This is a genomic window from Cobetia sp. MM1IDA2H-1, assembly GCF_002916775.2.
GTDB classification, from domain to species: domain Bacteria; phylum Pseudomonadota; class Gammaproteobacteria; order Pseudomonadales; family Halomonadaceae; genus Cobetia; species Cobetia marina.
In genome coordinates this window covers 421,053-439,023 of sequence record NZ_CM133225.1, presented here as the reverse complement: position 1 = coordinate 439,023, position 17,971 = coordinate 421,053, and the positions used below count along the sequence as shown (strand labels likewise).

Here is a 17,971-nt window from a genome sequence, read left to right as displayed (position 1 = left end):
GTTATCATTGAAAAATAAAGCTTGCTGGACTCACTCTTTTTACTACAACTCCATGCTCTCAGGCCCACGATGTCCATTTCCGCCCGCCCTTCAAAGCTGAGCCTGCCTCAGCTCAATTCCGGTGTGACGACGGTGCTGGAGTATCTGCTGCTCAAGTTTCCGGCGATTGCCGAGTCACGCTGGCGCGAGCGCATGGCCGAGGGCAAGCATAGCGATGAGGACATGCAGATCATCCATCGGAGAACGTAGTCCGCAAGACACATGAAAAAGCCCTCCCGGCGATGCCGGGAGGGCTTTTTCATTGTCAGTCCTTACCTGCTCTTACCCACAGCTTGGCTCACACTGGCGTGATGCCTGATTGGCAGTGCTGCGGGTGGCGCCACACACCGGGGCGGGGGTGACGGCGTCGGGGTCCAGCAGTGCGGCGACAACAGATTTTACCTGGCGGTAGCCGGTGCGCATCAGGAAGGTGGGTGCGCGACCGTAGCTCTTGATGCCGAGGATATAGAGGCCGGGTTCCGCGTGGGTCAGTTCGGCGGCGCCGTGTTCCGGCACGGAGCCACAGCTGTGCTGGTTGGGGTCGATCAGCGGCGCGAGGCGCGCCGGGCTCTGGGTGGCGGGGTCGAGCGAGACACGCAGCTCCGAGAGCAGCGCGAGATCCGGGCGGAAGCCGGTGGCGGCGATGATGCGGTCCACCGCCGGCAGGCGCTGGCCACCGCTTTCCACCACGAGGCGAGCACCCTGCTCTCCCTGTGGATGAATCGCCTCGATGGCAAGATTGGTCACGACCTCGAACCTGCCGTCTTCCAGCCATTGCTGGATACGCACTTCCAGCGCCCGGCGCTCCTGCAGCTCATCGTCCTTCGGTGAGCGGATGACGTTGTCCAGCGTGGCGGAGCGCACGCCCCACAGGATGCGTGTGTCCGGGTTCTGCTCGGCCAGGCTGACCAGATCCTGCAGCGCGTTGAAGGCCGAATGCCCGCCCCCGACCACCAGCACCGTCTTGCCGGCATAGTCTTCCCGCGCCTTGCCGGTGATATCCGGCACGCCGTAGGCGATCCGCTCTGCCGCCGCGAGTTCCCCCAGTGCGGGAATGCCATGCGCCCCGATGCCATTGGGGCACTGGAAGGTGCCGGAGGCATCGATCACCGCCCGTGCCAGCACGTCGCGCTCGCCATCCGGCCCCGAGACACGCAGCACGAAGGGTGCCTCCTCTCGCCCATTGGAGCGCAGCACATCATGCTGCAGGCGACTGACATGCGTGACCCGTGTCGCGGTATGCAGGCGGGAGGCAATCTCCGGCAGCGCGGCCAGCGGCTGGAGGTAGTCGGCGAGCAGCTCCGTGCCGGTGGGGAAGGCATCCGCTCGTGGCGCCTGCCAGCCGGTGGGCGTGAGCCATTCGGCTGCCACGGGGTCCACGTTGTAGGACCACGGCGAGAACATGCGCACATGCCCCCAGCGAGCCAGATGCTCCCCGACCTGCTCGCCTGATTCGAAGATGATGGGCTCCAGGCCCGAAGCCAGCAGATTGACCGCAGCGCTCAGCCCTATCGGGCCTGCCCCGATGATGGCAATCGGCAGGTGGCTGTTGGCATCTTGCATCGCGTCTTCGCTCCAGTCGTGGGGGGTGGGGATGAAAGCCTCGTCATGCGTGGCTTTCAGCGTAAGACGACAAGGCTTATTTGGCTATTTTCTTCTAAAGATAACCCGCATATCCACAGCCACACACAGGCCGCGCTGGTCGCCTCGGCAAGCCTCTCGCCCGCATCGCTCCACTCCCGCACCAACCTCTCGCAAGGCCATCTGCCCCGACAGCCATGCGTCGCTCGGTTACACTGGGCCATCGCCATGAGGGTGAGGCTTGCTCGCCCCACGCTCGCCCTTTCTTCTCGCCACCGTGATGCCTTCCATGTCCATTTCCGCCCGCCCCTCCAAGCTGAGCCTGCCGCAGATCAATCCCGGCGTGGCGACGGTACTGGAATATCTGCTGCAGAAGTTTCCATCCATCGATGAGGCCACTTGGCGCGAGCGCATGGCCACCGGCAAGGTGCATCGCGAGGATGGCGCATTGATCACCCCGCAGACGCCCTACCAGCCACATCTGCGCGTCTTCTATTACCGTGAGGTGGCGCGTGAGCCGAGCATCCCCTTCGCGGAGCGGATTCTCCATCAGGATGAGCACATCCTGGTGGCCTACAAGCCACATTTTCTGCCGGTGACGCCCGGTGGCCTGTACGTGAACGAGTGCCTGCAGCAGCGCCTGCGCGACAGTACCGGAATAGAGGCGCTGCAGGCGGTGCATCGCCTGGACAGGGCCACCGCCGGGCTGGTGCTGTGCTCACTGAATCCCGAATCGCGTCACCGCTATCATGAGCTGTTCAAGTCGCGGAATATCCACAAGACCTATCAGGCCATTGCCGAGACACACAGCGATGAGTCCCTGGTGGGCCAGCAGTGGGAGGTGAAGAACCGCCTTGAACAGGCCGAGCAACGCTTCCGCTTTCAGGTCTCCGAGGGCGAGCCCAACAGCCACTCGTTGATCCGCTGTGTCGCGCAACGCGGTAGCCGGGCGCTGTTCGAGCTGCACCCCATCACCGGGCGTCGCCATCAACTGCGGGTGCACATGCAGTCACTGGGCTGGCCGATCCTGAATGACCGCTATTACCCCGAGCTGCAACCGCTCTCGCCGGATGACTACGCGCGCCCCTTGCAGCTGCTCTCCAAGGGATTCGAGTTCATTGATCCCGTCAGCGGCGAGGAAAGGTGCTTCGAATACGACGGTGATCTGACGCTGGCGTGAGGCGCGAGATAGCCAGTGGCTGTCGTCGCCAGCCGACGCGCAGCCCACGGCATGTGCACAAAGAATTCATCTGGCGAAGGCTTCCTGCTCGACGTCAGGCGGGCTAAGGTTTTCTTCCTATCCCCGGGAAATAGGCCCATCGATGTCCCGACGTCTCGCAGTGACCGGAGGAGCCGCGCTGGCCGCGCTCCTGTCCTTCCCCGTCCTTGCACAACAAGGGCACGACGGGCCGCCGCCCGATCACGATGGCCCACCGCCGATGTCAGCGGAAGACCAGGCCCTGAGCGAGGCGCTGCGCGCGCGCATGGGCGATACCAGCACCCTGATGCAGAGCGTGCCCATCCCCGAGAGCGCCGCCGAGTGCGGCGACACGCCAGGTTATGAGCGCATGCTGTGCCTGATCGGTCTGCTAAAGGCCGATATCTCCGACGATGACATCCTCAAGAACCTTCAGCATGACTACTCCCTCGCAGAGGCCGAGAACTGGAGCAACCTGCCCGCTGGCGCCTTCCCGAAACGCCCCGGCGTGCTGCTGGGCGAGCTGAACATCAAGCAGCGCGGCCTCGTCAAGGCGATCATGCTGGAGGCCACCGGCCACGCGCCGGATGAAGGCTTCGACGAGATGATTCAGACGCTCAATGCCGACGACTACATCAACACCGTCAGCACCGACTACAAGGCCGGTTACTCCTCCTACAACACCAAGTTTGCCTTCCTCGGCACACCGGGTGAGAGCGGCACCTGGGAGCTGTACTACGGCGGCCACCACATGGCCTTCGCCAACACCTACACCGACGGCAAGCTGGCCGGTGCCACGCCATCCTTCCGTGGCGTGGAACCCTTCCCGTATTTCGAGATGAACGGGCGCGTCAACGAGCCGCTGACCCAGGAACGCGATGCCTTCGCCACCCTGCTCAGCTCGCTCTCCGAGGATCAAAAGGCCGAGGCGACACTGGAAGGCACCTACCGTGACATCCTTGCTGGCCCCCAGGCCGACGATGCCATCCCCGATAGCTATGAAGGCATCCCCGTCTCCGAGCTGGATGATGACCAGCAAGCGTTGCTACTCACCGCCATCGAGACCTACGTAGACGATATCTCCGCCCCCGAAGCCGCGGCCTATATGGAGAAGTACACCGCAGAGCTTGCGGATACCTACCTCGGCTTCTCCGGCACGCCGCAGGTCAGCGCCGAGAACGATTACGTGCGTATCCACGGCCCCTCGCTGTGGATCGAATTCTCGTTGCAGTCCAACAAGTCCACCGACAAGGTCGGCAACCATCCCCACTCGGTATGGCGGGATCGCACCGACGACTACGGCGGCCAGACCGAATGAGCCGGCGCGCTTCCTGGCGCACCGCCCTGCTCGCCCTTGCCGTGATCTCCCTCGGCCATGGGGCCAGCGGGGCGGGAGGCGGCCTCATCGAGACGGCTCACGCCCACGCTCTGCCCGGCAGCGTGCTGACATTCGAGCAGCAACCGCAGAACACGCTGCACCTCACGCTCCAATTCCCGCGTGAAGACCTGCTGATCGCCGCGCCGGCACTGGCAGCCCTTGGTGAGCAGACACCAGGCCAGCCCCTGCCGCAGCCACTGGTGGATCAACTCGGCGACTACCTCCGTCACCACCTCGCCTTGTCAGCGAATCACACGCCACTGACGCTGCAACTTGCGGGAGCGCGCCTCGCATCCACCTATCAGCCACAACTCGGCGACTACGTGCTGGTCATCACGCAATGGAACGTGAAGACCGAAAAGGCCGAACCAGACTCACTGCTGCTGAAATACGACGCCGTGATGCACGAAGTCCGCAATCATCGCGCCGATGTCTACTGGCAAACGCCCGACGGCGACACCCGCCCACTGGCCGGCTTCGGCTTCTTCCACTCCGCCCACGGCGTCCGGCTCGATCTAAGCAAAGCCAGGCAGGCGCCAGTCAAACAGGAGTGAGTCGAGCAGGAGTGATTCGAACTGCAGTAAACAAAGCGGTAAGCGTTTCCTGAATCGCGCCCACAAAAAAGCCCTTCCGGCCAATGGCCAGAAGGGCTTTTTGCTTGCTGCGTTCTCGTCTCGATCAGCTCAAGAGACCGTCTCGACAGAACGCTACCTCAGCTCAGCGAGGGGGGATCGTCAGGCGATCACTCCCACTCGATGGTGGCCGGCGGCTTGCTGCTGACGTCATAGGTGACGCGCGAGACGTGCTCCAGCTCGTTGATGATGCGGTTGGAGACCTTCTCCAGCAGCTCATACGGCAGGTGCGCCCAGCGGGCCGTCATGAAGTCGACGGTCTCGACGGCACGGATACCGATGACCCACTCGTAACGACGGCCATCGCCAACGACGCCGACGGACTTGACCGGCAGGAAGACGGCGAACGCCTGGCTGGTCTTGTGGTACCAGTCGAAGTTGTGCAGTTCTTCGATGAAGATGGCGTCGGCTTCACGCAGGATATCCGCGTATTCCTTCTTCACTTCACCGAGGATACGCACGCCCAGACCCGGCCCCGGGAAGGGGTGACGGTAGACCATGTCGTACGGCAGGCCGAGTTCGAGACCGACCTTGCGGACTTCGTCCTTGAACAGTTCGCGCAGCGGCTCGACCAGTTCCATCTTCATGTCGTCCGGCAGGCCGCCGACATTGTGGTGGGACTTGATGACGTGGGACTTGCCGGTCTTGCTGGCAGCGGATTCGATCACGTCCGGGTAGATGGTGCCCTGGGCGAGGAAGTCGACGTCCTTGAGCTTGGCGGCTTCGGCATCGAACACTTCGATGAAGGTGTTGCCGATGGCCTTGCGCTTGGCTTCCGGGTCACTGACACCCTTGAGCTTGCCGAGGAAGAGGTCTTCGGCGTCCACACGGATGACCTTGACGCCCATGTGGCGAGAGAAGGTTTCCATGACCTGGTCGCCTTCGTTCTTGCGCAGCAGGCCGTTGTCGACGAAGACACAGGTCAGCTGGTCACCGATGGCCTTGTGCAGCAGCGCCGCGACCACGGAGGAGTCGACGCCGCCGGAGAGGCCGAGCAGCACCTTGCGGTCACCGACCTGGGCGCGAACGCGATCGGTCAGGTCTTCGATGATCTTGGCCGGGGTCCACAGACGCTCGGACTGGCAGATCTCGATCACGAAGTGCTCGAGGATGCGCTGGCCCTGCAGGGTGTGGGTGACTTCCGGGTGGAATTGCACGCCGTAGAACTGCTTCTCTTCCCACGCCATGGCGGCGATCGGGCAGCTCGGGGTGGAGGCGGTGACGGTGAAGGTCTCCGGGACCTTCGCGACCTTGTCACCGTGGCTCATCCAGACGTCGAGCAGCGGGCGGCCTTCGTCGTCCAGGTGGTCCTTGATGTCCTTGAACAGCGCGGACTCACCATCGACACGAATCTGGGCATAGCCGAATTCGCGCACGTTGGAGCCTTCGACCTTGCCGCCGAGCTGCTCGGCCATGGTCTGCATGCCGTAACAGATGCCGAACACCGGCAGACCCATCTCGAACACGCACTGCGGCGCACGCGGCGAGTCCAGCTCGGTCACGGATTCCGGGCCACCGGCCAGGATGATGCCGTTGGGGTTGTACTCGCGGATCTCTTCCTCGGTGATGTCAAAGGCACGCACCTCGGAGAACACGCCCAGCTCACGCACGCGACGTGCAATCAGCTGAGTGTACTGGGAGCCGAAATCGAGGATCAGGATCTTGTGGGAATGGATGTCTTGCATCTTCAGTCTCTCATTGGGGAGTCATGTGACCCGCTTCGGAGCTGCGAGGGAGCGCGGGGTCGACACAATCTGGCGCCGAGAATAGCCGAGACCAGAAGTTTCTTCGACCTAAGCAAAGCGGGAACCCGTGTAGGGCTCCCGCTTTGCTTCGCGCTTCGCTATGTCTCAGTCGCGCCGATAGTTGGGCGCTTCCTTGGTGATCTGCACGTCGTGGACGTGGGATTCGGCGAAGCCGGCACCGGTGATCTGCACGAATTGCGGCTTGGTGCGCATCTCTTCGATGGTCTGGCTGCCGGTGTAGCCCATGGAGGCACGCAGGCCGCCCATCAGCTGGTGCACGATGGCGCTCATCATGCCCTTGTAGGGCACGCGGCCTTCGATGCCTTCCGGTACCAGCTTCTCGACGCCGGCGTTCTTGTCCTGGAAGTAACGATCGCTGGAACCCTGGGTCTGGGACATGGCGCCCATGGAGCCCATGCCGCGATACGCCTTGTAGGTACGGCCCTGGAACAGCTCGACTTCACCCGGCGCTTCCTCGGTACCGGCGAGCAGGCCGCCGATCATGACGATGCTGGCGCCTGCGGCGATGGCCTTGGCGATGTCACCGGAGAAGCGGATACCGCCATCGGCGATGACCGGCACGTCGTACTTGGCCATGGCGGCCGCGACGTTGGCGACGGCGCTCATCTGCGGCACGCCGACACCGGCGACGATGCGCGTGGTGCAGATGGAACCCGGGCCGATGCCGACCTTGACGCCGTCCGCGCCGGCTTCTGCCAGGGCGATGGCGGCTTCGGCGGTCGCGATGTTGCCACCGATGACCTGAATCTTCGGATGATGCTCCTTCACCCAGGCGACGCGGTCGATCACGCCCTTGGAGTGACCGTGAGCGGTGTCGACGACGATGACGTCAACGCCGGCTTCGGCGAGAGCCGCGACGCGGTCCGGGGTTTCCGGGCCGGTGCCGACGGCGGCACCGACCAGCAGGCTGCCGTTGCTGTCCTTCGCCGCGTTCGGGTAGGTCTTGACCTTCTCGATGTCGCGAACAGTGACGAGACCGCGCAGGCGGAATTCGTCATCGACGATCGGCATCTTCTCGATGCGGCTTTCCTGCAGCTTGGCCTTGATCTGTTCCAGCGGCGTGCCTTCCAGCACGGTGACCAGCTTGTCGCGGCCGGTCATGATGCCGGCGACGGTATCGCTGAAGTCAGGCTGGAAGCGCATGTCGCGACCGGTCACGATGCCGACCAGGTATTCACCCTCGACCACCGGGAAGCCGGAGTAGCCATGCTCCTCGGACATCGCCAGCAGATCCTGGATCTTGGCCTTCGGGCTGACAGTGACCGGGTCACGCACGATGACGCTCTCGTGCTTCTTGACCTTGCGGACTTCCGCGGCCTGCTGGGCAATGCTCATGCTCTTGTGGATGATGCCGACACCACCTTCCTGCGCCATGGCGATGGCCAGGCGAGCTTCGGTGACGGTATCCATCGCAGAGGAGATGAGCGGGATATTGACGCTGATGTCGCGTGTGAGACGTGATCTCAGGCTGACGTCCTTGGGGAGGACCTCGGAGTAGCCGGGGACGAGAAGAACGTCATCAAACGTCAGAGCTTCTTGCGCTATACGTAGCATGTCGAACGCCCAGTAGCAGTTTATGAGGGATGCGCGAAAGCCGCAGTGCAGGGCCCGATGGACGGGCGCCATGACTACGGTTCTAGCGGTTGCTGCGAGGTAATCACCCATGATAACCCATTCGCCCCACTCGAGACAAACGTCGCAGGCTATCAATCTCGCGATTTCGTACCCCCCTAACACTAACCATCTGGTCAACTAGAGCCACGGATGGCGCGGCCTGCGGCGGGATGCGCCGGCGGATGCGCTGGCGTCAGGGGGTCGGCGTACCGCCGGAGTAGGCATCGAACCAGCGGTCGAGAAAATCGTGACGACGCGCCGTGTCCAGCATGCTCAGAATCGAGGCGTCCAGAGGCTGCGGGTAGAGCCGCTGGCCGACCTGATCCCGCAGCGACTGGGCGGTGTAGGGGCCGGTGATATCCGTGCGGATGCTGTAGAGCGGTGTCTCGCCCGCCAGCACATGCTGCCCTTGCCGTCCGATGAGGAAATCCATGAAGGTTCGCGCAGCCTCCGGATGCGGAGCATCGCGGTGGATGAAGGCGGTGCGCATGGAGATCAACGCATAGTCAGTGGGCATCTGCACGATGACCTCAGGGTGGGACTGTGCCCAGCGGATGGCGTAGGACCCCAGCAGGTTGTACCCCAGCCAGTAGCGGCCATCGCTCAGGCCTTCCAGCATGCGCTGCGTGCTGGTCTCGAGAGTGGTGTCGACCTGTCCGAGCGCCGCGACCAGTTTCCAGAAGCGTCCTGAATAGTAGGAATCCTGAAGATGGAGCGCGTATCCCAGTGCGCTCTTCGAGGGCGAATAGGCCACGACTCGCCCCGTCAGTGTCTCGGCATGCTCCGTCAGCAGGTTCAGTACGTCGGCATGCGAGGATGGCGGCATCATTCTGGTCGCGAGATCCAGCCGGTAGGCCATCACGATGGGCTCGAAGGTGAAGGCGAAGATTTCATCGCGCCACTTGGCCCACTCGGGCCATTGCCTTGCAGCCTCACTGTCCAGTCGCTGGGCCAGTCCTTGATTGACCAGCGCCACCTGCCAGGGCATCGCCGAGCTGATGATGATATCGGCCCCCGCATCGTCCTGAACGGCCAGTGCATTGAGCGTCATCGTCGTGCGATCGTGATAGACGATCTCGAAGGCGGGATACTGGCGCGAGAAGGCCGCCAGCAAGGGCGCCGCGACCTGGCGATCCATTGCCGCTTCAATGACCAGACGGTCCTGTGCCGCCATGACTGGCCTGGCAGCCAGGAGGATGGCGAGACCTGCCCACAGGGCCAGCACCAGGCAACTCGTGTCTCGGCGGGCCCCTGGGGTGGCGCTCAGCCTGTCAGACATGAGGTTCATGACGGCCACCTCGGAAAGCGGATGCGAATGCACAGCCCTCCCACATCGCGATTGGTGACCTGCAAGTCAGCCTGATGGCGCAGGGCAATCGTCTCGACGATCGCCAGCCCAAGTCCCGAACCGTCGGTGTCCTGACGCCCTGCGCGCTCGAAGGGCTGACAGAGTCGCTCCAGCATCTCCTGCGGCACACCGGGGCCGTTGTCCTCGATGCTGAGCAGCACGCTATCGTCATGGGCGGCAAGGCGCAGGGTGATCTCGCTGCCGGGCGGGGTGTAGCGCAACGCATTCTCGATCAGATTGCCGATCAGTTCGCGCAGCGCCCACGACTCGCCAATCACGCAGAGCGGCTGTGCAGGCAGTTCGGCCAGCCCCAGGTCATGCAGGCGCGCGATATCGTGATCAACCCATTCCAGCACCACGCCGCGAAGCAGTTCACCGAGATCCAGCGCATCCTGCTCGGTGGGCAATGCCAGGTGACGCAGCCGCGTCAGGTTCAACAACTGCCCCGCCAGGCGACTGGTGCGTGCAGCGCTGGCGTGGATATCCCCGAGCGCTGCGCGCCATTCGTCAGGTGATGAGCTCGTCAGCGCGAACTCCGCCAGGTTCTGCACTCCCGCCAGCGGCGTGCGCAGCTGGTGGCTGGCATCGGCGGTAAAACGCAGCAACGCATCGCGGGATTCTCCCTGGCGGTGGAAAAGCTGCTCCAGCGTCTCGACCAGCTCGCGCATCTCTTCCGGCATGGTGCCCTCCAGCGGCGTGGCATCCTGCGGCTGACGCCGACGCAACTGATGCCGCAGACGCTTGAGCGGTGTCAGCGCCAACCTCAGCGTGATCAGGATCATCACCACCGCCAGCACCCCCATGATGAGCATGCGGCCCGTGGCCCGAATCATCAGCTCGCGCGCCAGCTGCCGGCGCCCTTCGGTGGTATGTCCGACCCAGAGCTGCACACGAAATTGCCGCTCCCAGCCTGCGGAACGCACGCTGCGCGCGTGCAGCCGCCACGTGACGCCCTGATAACGGATGTCCTGCCAGACATCCCTTTCTCCAGCCTCGCGCAGCATCTGCGGGGTTAGCGGGATCTCGAGGTTGCTGGCCAGTACTTGCCCCTGATCATCCAGCAGGCGGTAGAAGACACGTTCCTGATGTCGTGTGGAGAGAATCTTGAGGGCAGCCGGCGGCATCATGATGCGCGGCTTGTCATCCTGCCACTGGATGGCTTCTGACATGGCCAGCAGCGCATCCTCGAGCTGATTGTCGAAGGCGCGCTGGGCCGAGCGCTGACTGGTGACCCAGGCATCGATCAACACGAGCCCGCCGACGATGAGCATCATGCTCAGCATCCACCCCAGCAGGCGATTGCGCAGCTTGCCGTGGATGATCATCCAGCGTCTGTCATCTCGAGACGATAGCCCAGCCCACGCAGGGTACGGATCTGTATCTCACTGCCTGCCAGGCGCTTGCGCAGCCGACTGATGTAGACCTCCAACGCATTCGAGCCCACCTCGCCATAGCCGAATACCTTGCCTTCGATCACCTCCCGCGACACCACCTTGCCGGCGTGCAGCATCAGGCTTTCCAGCAGCAGACGCTCCCGTGGTGGCAGATCCAGCGTCGCGCCCACCAGCGTGAAAGTGCCGCTGCGGGTCGACATGGCAAGCGGACCGAAGCGAAGCGTGTTGTCACTGCGCCCCTGACTGCGCCGCAGCAAGGCCCGCACACGGGCTTCCATCTCCACCAGCGAGAACGGCTTGGCCAGGTAATCATCGGCACCAAGATCCAGTCCACGCACCCGGTCGTCCACCCCATCCCGCGCCGTGATGATCAGCACCGGCGTCAGGTCATTGCGCTGACGCAACTCCGACAGCAGGTCCATGCCCTGCCCATCCGGCAGGCCGAGATCGAGCAGGATCAGATCAAAGCCGCCCTGGCGCGCCGCGTCCCGTGCAGGTGCCAGAGTATCGAAGACATCGATGGCATAGCCCAGCGTCGACAGACTGCGCTGCAGGGTGCGGGAAATGAGGGGATCATCCTCGACGACGAGCAGGCGCATGCATCCAAAGTCTCAGTAAGGGGAAGGGAAAGTGACAGGTTGATGAAAGGTCGCGCTCCTACCATGCCGGTATCGCAATTACCGCTGCGATATACCGATCAGACAGCGCCACCCTGTCGCCATGAACATAAAGCAAAAGGCGCTGTGAAGACAAAAACAACAGCCATCAGGAGCACACCATGCGCCAGTCCCGACGCCTGCCCTCTTCCCTTCGCGACATCACGCCGTTGCGCCTCGCCGCCGCCATGGCAGCGCCGCTCGCGCTAGCCGCGGCAAGCCTGGTCGCCATGCCCGCCGCCGCGGCCGACAAGAGCGAATGCATCGCCCCGGCCAAGCCCGGCGGTGGCTACGACCTCACCTGCCGCCTGGCCGCCAACGGCCTGCTGGAAACCGGCATCATCGACTCGCCGATGATGGTCACCTACATGCCGGGTGGCATCGGCGCGGTCGCCTACAACCACGTCATCGGGGTACGCAGTGATGACCCCAATCTGGTCGTGGCCGCCAGCACCGGTGCTGCCGTCAATCTGGCGCTGGGCAAGTTCGGCAAGTTCAGCGCCGATGACGTCCGCTGGGTTGGCGCACTGGGGGTCGACTATGGCGCGGTGGTCGTCAATGCAGACGCCCCGTGGCAGACCCTCGATGAACTGATGCAGGACCTCAAGGCACATCCCAGCGAGATTCCCTTCGGCGCCGGCGGCACCATCGGCAGCCAGGACTGGATGAAGGCCGCGCTGATCGCCAAGTCCATCGATGTCTCGCCGCGCAAGCTGCGTTACGTGTCCTTCGAGGGCGGCGGTGAAGCGCTGGCGGCACTGCTGGGCAATCACATCAAGGTCTATACCGGTGATCTGTCCGAGCTCAAGTCCCAGCTTTCCAGCGGCAAGATTCGCGTACTGGCCGCGCTGTCCGAAGAACGCATGGACGGCGCCTTCTCTGACATTCCCACGGCTGCCGAACAGGGCTATGACGTGACCTGGCCGATCTGGCGTGGTTACTACATGGGCAAGGACGTCAGCGATGCCGACTACGACGCCTGGGTCGAACGCCTCAAGCAGTTGAGCGAAAAACCGGAATTCGCCGAGATCCGTGAAGCGCGCGGTCTGTTCCCGATCCAGAAGTTCGGCGCGGATTTTGACGATTACGTGAAAGGCCAGGTCGCCGACTTCAAGACCCTCGCCAAGGAAGTGGGACTGACAAAATGAGACTCGCCGCCGATCGCATCCTGGGCTTCGCCCTGATGGGACTGGCGGCGTTCATCGTCGCCCAGTCCCTGAGTATCGAAGTGCCCTTCGCCTACGACCCGGTAGGCCCCAAGGCCTTTCCCATCGGCCTCTCGATCCTGATGGCCATCTTCTCGCTGGTGCTGATCCTGCGCCCCGGCCCGGAAGGTGACTGGCCATCCGCCAGCGTGATGCTGCAACTGGGGCTGGTGATGGTGATCCTGATCGCCTTCGCCTTCTTCTTCGTGCGCCTCGGCTACCCCATCACGGCCGTCGCCGCCATCACCGCCATCGCCCGCCTGTTCGGTGCCCGCTGGCGCGCTGCCTGCGTGACCGGGGTGCTGATGGCCGGCGCAAGCTACGTGCTGTTCACCGCCGTGCTGGAAATCTCGCTGCCGACCGGGCTGTGGTTTTCCTGATTCCGAGAGGGCTTTCTCATGTTTGATTTCATCCTCCAGGGCTTTGGCGTCGCACTGACGCCACTCAACCTTGGCCTGGCCTTCAGTGGCGCACTGCTGGGCACCTTGTTCGGTGCCTTGCCGGGCATCGGCCCCATCAACGGCATCGCCATTCTGATGCCGCTGGCCTATACCCTCGGCCTGCCGGCGGAATCGGCACTGATTCTGCTCGCAGGCATCTATACCGGCGCCGAATACGGCGGCCGGATGTCGAGCATCCTGCTCAACGTGCCGGGGGATGCCGGCGCCGTGATGACCACCCTCGACGGCTATCCGCTGGCCAAGCAGGGCCTGGCGGGACCGGCACTGGGCATCTCGGCGATCAGCTCCTTCGTCGGTGCCAGCATCGCGATCCTGGGTCTGACCCTGTTCGCCCCGCTGCTGGCCAAGGTGGCCGTGCAGTTCGGTCCGGCGGAACTGTTCACCATGATGGTGTTCGCCTTCGCGTCCATGTCGGTGATGATGGGCAAGGACCCGGTCAAGACGGCGCTGGGCGCCATTCTCGGCGTGCTGATCGGGACCGTCGGCGTCGATTCCGGCACCGGTATCCAGCGCTTCACCTTCGATATCCCCGACCTCTACGACGGCATCGACTTCGTGGTGCTGATCATCGGCATGTTCGCGATCAGTGAAATCCTGCTGATGCTGGAAAGCCGCCTGCAGCATGGCAAGACCGGCGCCCTGCCTGTCATCGGCCGCGTCTTCGTGACGATGAAGGAAATCCTCTACTGCAAGGGCGCCATGCTGCGCTCCGGCCTGCTCGGCTTTTTGATCGGTGTGCTGCCGGGTACCGGCGCCTCGGTGGCGGGGGCCGTCTCCTACACCACCGAGAAACGTGTCAGCGACAAGAACAATACCTTCGGTACCGGCGACATGCGTGGCCTGGCCGCGCCGGAAGCCGCCAACAACGCGTCCGCAGCGGGCTCCTTCGTGCCGATGCTGACCCTGGGCATTCCGGGCTCCGGCACCACCGCCGTGCTGCTGGGCGCGCTGATGCTCTACAACATCACGCCCGGCCCGATGATGTTCAGCGAGCATCCCAAGGTCGCGGGCGGGCTGATCGCCTCGCTGTACATCGGCAACATCGTGCTGTTGCTGCTCAACCTGCCGCTGGCCGGCTTCTTCGCGCGCGTGCTGACCATCCCGCGCTGGGCACTGGTACCGGGCATCGTCATCCTGTCCTTCGTCGGGGTCTATCAGCTGCATTCCGACATGGGGGCCATCTACCTGATGCTGGGCATCGGCGTGCTGGGCTACCTGCTGCGCAAGCTGAACTTCTCGCTGGCCACCATCGTGCTGGGCTTCGTGCTCGGCGGACTGATGGAAGAGAATCTGCGTCGTGCCCTGGCCATCAGCGGTGGCGACAGCAGTATCCTGTGGCAATCGAGCATCTCGCAGGGCCTGTGGCTGGCCTCGCTGTTGCTGCTGCTCGGGCCTTTCCTGCTGTCACGACTCGGCAAGCGCAAGACGCGTACAGCCTGATCAAGGCCCCCGTGTGGCAACCCCCAAGCCCCCGTTCTCCCTCAGGAGTCCGGGGGCTTCTTGGTGGCAGGCTCCCCGCCTGTGGCATCATGGCCCTCTCCATCTACCAGACAAGCTCCGCTACGGATTCCCCCACAAGCCCTCACACAAGGATTGCCGCGTGTTCGAAACATCGTCTGCCGCCGATGCCATCAGCGTCACCCAGCTGAATCGTGAGTCCAAGCGCCTGCTGGAGCGAGGCTTGGGGGAGCTCTGGATCGAGGGGGAAATCTCGGGCTTCTCGCAGCCGCGTTCCGGCCATTGCTACTTCACGCTCAAGGATGACAACGCCCAGGTGCGTTGTGCGCTGTTCAAGAGCCGCGCCCAGTTTCTGCGTGAGAAGCCCAAGGATGGTGACCGGGTGCGGGTGCGCGCCAAGGTGTCGCTGTTCGAGGCGCGTGGCGACTATCAGCTGATCGTCGAGGCGCTGCAGCAGGCGGGGCTGGGGGAGTGGCTGGCGCGCCTGGCGCGCCTCAAGGAGCAGCTGGCAGCCGAGGGCGTGTTCGCCAATCAGCGCGCCCTGCCCCACCCGCCGCGCCATCTGGGGGTGATCACCTCCGCGACCGGCGCGGCGCTGCAGGACGTGATCGCGGTGACCCGCAAGCGCTGGCCGCAGGCACGCCTGAGCGTGCTGCCGGTGGCGGTGCAGGGGCCACAGGCGGTACCCCAGCTGATTCGTGCGGTGGCGATGGCCAATCGCGACAGCGATTGCGATGCGCTGCTGATCACGCGGGGCGGCGGCAGTCTCGAGGACCTGTGGGCCTTCAATGACCAGCATCTGGCGCGCGCGATCTTCCACTCGCGCCTGCCGGTGGTGGCGGCCATCGGCCACGAGACTGACACCACACTGGCGGAACTGGCCGCCGACCTGCGCGCGCCCACGCCATCCGCCGCCGCCGAGGCGCTGTATCCGGATCAACGTGCCCAGGTGCAGCAGCTGGCTGCCCTCACGCAGCGCCTATGGCGTGCTCAGCGCGGACGGCTCGATCAGGCGGCACAGCGACTGGATCACGCCCGCTCGCGCCTGCGCCATCCGGCGCGCGAGCTGCAGGCCCAGCGCCAGCAAGCCCTTGAACTGGAGCGCCGCCTGCACGCCGCAGTGCGCATGCGCATGACCCGTGAGCAGCAGAAGGCCGACCAGCTGACCCGCCGCCTGCAGCAGGCCAGCCCCGCACGTGACATCCAGCGCCATCGCCAGCAGCTGGCGATGCTGACACCACGCCTCGACAATGCCCTGCCGCGCCGGCTGGCAGCGGATCGTGAGCGACTGGAAGGCGCGATGCGTGCACTGAATGCGGTCAGCCCGCTCAACGTGCTCAACCGCGGCTATGCCATCGTCGAGCGCGTCGGCGGCAGCCAGACGCCGGCAGCGGACGACAGCAAGGTGATCCGCGCCGCCCATCAGACCCAGCCCGGCGAGATGCTCTCGATCCGCCTCGGCGAGGGTCGTCTGGCCGTCGAGGTCAAGCGCCGCTACAAGCCCAGGCCCTGAGCACCTGATCGGCACTGATGCGCCGCCAGACCGAAAAAAACCCCACTACCGAAACCGGTAACGGGGCTTTTTCATGGACGCTTTACGTCAGGCACACCAGGCCGCTCTTGATCACTCGCCTTGCGCACCACTCACACTGACACGCGTGAACGGCTACGCAGGTCTTGACCCTGGTCTTTCGCGCAGCTCCGGACGCGCTGGATCGCGTTTGACCTTACGCCTTTCGCGCAGCTTCGGGCGCGTTGGATCGCGTTTGACCTTACGCCTTTCGCGCAGCTTCGGGCGCGCTGGATCAAAAGTCAGGCGGACCCTGCTCGGCGCCCGGCTTGAAGGCGCCCGGCTCCAGGTCATGACGTCCCAGCAGCTTGTAGAAGTCGGTGCGGTTGCGCCCGGCGATCCGCGCGGCCTGGGTCACGTTGCCTTCGGTGATCTTCAGTACCTTGATCAGATAGCTGCGCTCGAAACCGGCACGCGCCTCGGAGAAGGACGGCAAGGCGTTCTCTTCCGCGGCCAGCGCCTGGGAGACCAGCGCTTCCGGAATCATCGAGGAGCTGGTGAGCGCGACACACTGCTCGACCACGTTGACCAGCTGACGCACGTTGCCCGGCCAGGCACTGGAGGCCAGCAGATTGAGCGCTTCCGGCGAGAAGCCCTTCACGAACGGCTTGTGGCGGGCAGCCGCCTGGCTGATCAGGTACTTGGCCAGCAGCGGCACATCCTCGGCACGCTCGCGCAGGGCGGGCAGCTTCAGATTGACCACGTTGAGGCGGTAGTAGAGATCTTCGCGGAAGTCGCCGTCATGCATCGCCTTGTCGAGGTTGCGGTGCGTGGCGGAGATGATGCGCACATCGATGGGCACTGACGTCGTGGAGCCCAGCGGGCGGATCTGACGCTCCTGCAGCGCACGCAGCAGCTTGACCTGCAACGCCAGCGGCATGTCGCCGATCTCATCGAGGAACAGGGTACCGCCATCCGCCGCCTGGAACAGGCCCTGGTGCGCGCTGACTGCACCGGTGAAGGAGCCCTTGGCGTGACCGAACAGCTCGCTTTCCAGCAGTTGCTCCGGCAGCGCGCCACAGTTGATGGCGACGAAGGGACGCGAGGCACGCGGACTGGCGTTGTGGATGGCCTTGGCCATCAGCTCCTTGCCGGAGCCGGACGGGCCGGTGACCAGTACGCTGACATCGGAAGCCGCGACCATGCGTGCCTGCTCGAGAATCTGCTCCATCTGCGGGGAACGCGTGATGATGCCGGCACGCCAGGCATCGTCACCCTCCTTTACGGGCGGCGCCTGGGCCAGCGCCTCGTCGATGGCCGCGAACAGCTCATCCTTGTCGACGGGCTTGGTCAGGAAGCTGAACACACCCTGACGAGTGGCACTGACGGCATCCGGGATCGAGCCATGCGCCGTGAGCAGGATGACCGGCATGCCCGGCTGACGCTTCTGCAGCTCGCCGAACAGCGCCATGCCATCCATCTCGTCCATGCGCAGGTCAGACAGCACCAGGTCAGGACGCGCCGCCTCCAGACGGCTGAGCGCCTCACGGCCGCTACTGGCGGTGGTGACCTTGAAGCCACGGCTTTCGAGACGCATGCCGAGCAGCTTGAGCAGACTTGCATCGTCATCCACGAGCAGAATATGCGCTTGAGCGTATTTCACACTAACTCTCCTTGCGGGCCTGTCGCTCGGAAATCCCTCCGACGTCAGTCCCGCACAGTCTTGCGTCA

The 17,971-nt window shown here is 64.2% G+C and carries 15 protein-coding genes; 8 read left to right on the top strand and 7 right to left on the bottom strand.

The genetic code is table 11. The features are described 5' to 3' along the window. Window positions 1-69 precede the first annotated feature (69 nt). The gene (locus tag BOH68_RS02005) at window positions 70-249 is read left to right on the top strand and encodes a hypothetical protein (protein WP_077379010.1); all 180 of its coding nucleotides are present in this window, start codon (window positions 70-72) and stop codon (window positions 247-249) included. A gap of 72 nt (window positions 250-321) precedes the next feature. On the opposite strand, the gene BOH68_RS02000 is transcribed toward BOH68_RS02005, so the two are convergent. Further along, window positions 322-1,602: an NAD(P)-binding domain-containing protein gene (locus tag BOH68_RS02000; RefSeq protein ID WP_077379008.1), complete on the bottom strand. Its 1,281-nt coding sequence runs from the start codon at window positions 1,600-1,602 to the stop codon at window positions 322-324. Between the two features lie 307 nt (window positions 1,603-1,909). Here BOH68_RS02000 and BOH68_RS01995 point away from each other — a divergent pair, with 307 nt between their 5' ends. The 3 genes from BOH68_RS01995 (at window position 1,910) to BOH68_RS01985 (ending at window position 4,750) form a co-directional block, all read left to right on the top strand. Then, a complete protein-coding gene (locus BOH68_RS01995) occupies window positions 1,910-2,800 on the top strand; it encodes a pseudouridine synthase (protein WP_077379378.1) in 891 nt (296 codons plus the stop codon). A 142-nt stretch (window positions 2,801-2,942) separates the two neighbouring features. Further along, entirely contained in the window at window positions 2,943-4,136 is a 1,194-nt protein-coding gene (locus BOH68_RS01990) for a DUF3500 domain-containing protein (RefSeq protein WP_219815850.1), read from the top strand. Then, window positions 4,133-4,750 carry a hypothetical protein gene (locus BOH68_RS01985; protein WP_077379006.1) on the top strand — a complete coding sequence of 206 codons (618 nt, stop codon included), beginning with the start codon at window positions 4,133-4,135 and terminating at the stop codon, window positions 4,748-4,750. Before BOH68_RS01990 ends, BOH68_RS01985 begins: the two co-directional genes overlap by 4 nt. A 188-nt stretch (window positions 4,751-4,938) precedes the next feature. Here the strand turns inward: BOH68_RS01985 and guaA are convergent, their stop codons facing one another. From guaA to BOH68_RS01960, 5 genes are all read right to left on the bottom strand, one after another. Beyond that, a complete protein-coding gene (gene guaA, locus BOH68_RS01980; protein WP_077379004.1) occupies window positions 4,939-6,513 on the bottom strand; it encodes a glutamine-hydrolyzing GMP synthase in 1,575 nt (524 codons plus the stop codon). Window positions 6,514-6,678: 165 nt separating this feature from the next. Then, on the bottom strand, window positions 6,679-8,148 hold the full coding sequence (gene guaB / locus BOH68_RS01975; RefSeq protein ID WP_077379374.1) for an IMP dehydrogenase: 1,470 nt from the start codon (window positions 8,146-8,148) through the stop codon (window positions 6,679-6,681). Window positions 8,149-8,401: 253 nt separating this feature from the next. Further along, window positions 8,402-9,433, bottom strand: coding sequence for an ABC transporter substrate-binding protein (locus tag BOH68_RS01970; protein ID WP_258038347.1), 1,032 nt, complete (start codon window positions 9,431-9,433; stop codon window positions 8,402-8,404). Window positions 9,434-9,492: 59 nt separating this feature from the next. After that, the gene (locus tag BOH68_RS01965) at window positions 9,493-10,881 is read right to left on the bottom strand and encodes a sensor histidine kinase (RefSeq protein WP_077379001.1); all 1,389 of its coding nucleotides are present in this window, start codon (window positions 10,879-10,881) and stop codon (window positions 9,493-9,495) included. Continuing rightward, window positions 10,878-11,549, bottom strand: a complete 672-nt coding sequence (locus BOH68_RS01960; protein ID WP_077378999.1) for a response regulator — start codon at window positions 11,547-11,549, stop codon at window positions 10,878-10,880. The genes BOH68_RS01965 and BOH68_RS01960 overlap by 4 nt, the downstream gene beginning before the upstream one ends. Before the next feature lie 179 nt (window positions 11,550-11,728). Here BOH68_RS01960 and BOH68_RS01955 point away from each other — a divergent pair, with 179 nt between their 5' ends. The 4 genes from BOH68_RS01955 (at window position 11,729) to xseA (ending at window position 16,243) form a co-directional block, all read left to right on the top strand. Further along, complete coding sequence (locus BOH68_RS01955; protein WP_077378997.1) at window positions 11,729-12,754, top strand: Bug family tripartite tricarboxylate transporter substrate binding protein; 1,026 nt, start codon at window positions 11,729-11,731, stop codon at window positions 12,752-12,754. Then, window positions 12,751-13,191 (top strand): tripartite tricarboxylate transporter TctB family protein, encoded by a 441-nt coding sequence (locus BOH68_RS01950; protein WP_077378995.1) that lies wholly within the window; start codon window positions 12,751-12,753, stop codon window positions 13,189-13,191. Before BOH68_RS01955 ends, BOH68_RS01950 begins: the two co-directional genes overlap by 4 nt. An 18-nt stretch (window positions 13,192-13,209) precedes the next feature. Then, window positions 13,210-14,712 (top strand): tripartite tricarboxylate transporter permease, encoded by a 1,503-nt coding sequence (locus BOH68_RS01945; protein ID WP_077378993.1) that lies wholly within the window; start codon window positions 13,210-13,212, stop codon window positions 14,710-14,712. A gap of 160 nt (window positions 14,713-14,872) precedes the next feature. Next, complete coding sequence (xseA, locus tag BOH68_RS01940) at window positions 14,873-16,243, top strand: exodeoxyribonuclease VII large subunit (protein ID WP_077378991.1); 1,371 nt, start codon at window positions 14,873-14,875, stop codon at window positions 16,241-16,243. A 292-nt stretch (window positions 16,244-16,535) separates the two neighbouring features. On the opposite strand, the gene glrR is transcribed toward xseA, so the two are convergent. Next, complete coding sequence (gene glrR / locus BOH68_RS01935) at window positions 16,536-17,903, bottom strand: two-component system response regulator GlrR (protein WP_127736341.1); 1,368 nt, start codon at window positions 17,901-17,903, stop codon at window positions 16,536-16,538. Window positions 17,904-17,971: the final 68 nt, after the last annotated feature.

Excerpts from the sequence above, each read along its gene's own strand:
- BOH68_RS01995 (WP_077379378.1), top strand. The coding sequence starts at position 1,910 with ATGTCCATTTCCGCCCGCCCCTCCAAGCTGAGCCTGCCGCAGATCAAT.
- BOH68_RS01955 (WP_077378997.1), top strand. The coding sequence starts at position 11,729 with ATGCGCCAGTCCCGACGCCTGCCCTCTTCCCTTCGCGACATCACGCCG.
- BOH68_RS01990 (WP_219815850.1), top strand. The coding sequence starts at position 2,943 with ATGTCCCGACGTCTCGCAGTGACCGGAGGAGCCGCGCTGGCCGCGCTC.
- BOH68_RS01985 (WP_077379006.1), top strand. The coding sequence starts at position 4,133 with ATGAGCCGGCGCGCTTCCTGGCGCACCGCCCTGCTCGCCCTTGCCGTG.
- BOH68_RS01945 (WP_077378993.1), top strand. The coding sequence starts at position 13,210 with ATGTTTGATTTCATCCTCCAGGGCTTTGGCGTCGCACTGACGCCACTC.
- BOH68_RS01950 (WP_077378995.1), top strand. The coding sequence starts at position 12,751 with ATGAGACTCGCCGCCGATCGCATCCTGGGCTTCGCCCTGATGGGACTG.
- BOH68_RS02000 (WP_077379008.1), bottom strand. The coding sequence starts at position 1,602 with ATGCAAGATGCCAACAGCCACCTGCCGATTGCCATCATCGGGGCAGGC.
- guaA (WP_077379004.1), bottom strand. The coding sequence starts at position 6,513 with ATGCAAGACATCCATTCCCACAAGATCCTGATCCTCGATTTCGGCTCC.
- BOH68_RS01960 (WP_077378999.1), bottom strand. The coding sequence starts at position 11,549 with ATGCGCCTGCTCGTCGTCGAGGATGATCCCCTCATTTCCCGCACCCTG.
- guaB (WP_077379374.1), bottom strand. The coding sequence starts at position 8,148 with ATGCTACGTATAGCGCAAGAAGCTCTGACGTTTGATGACGTTCTTCTC.
- BOH68_RS02005 (WP_077379010.1), top strand. The coding sequence starts at position 70 with ATGTCCATTTCCGCCCGCCCTTCAAAGCTGAGCCTGCCTCAGCTCAAT.
- BOH68_RS01965 (WP_077379001.1), bottom strand. The coding sequence starts at position 10,881 with ATGATCATCCACGGCAAGCTGCGCAATCGCCTGCTGGGGTGGATGCTG.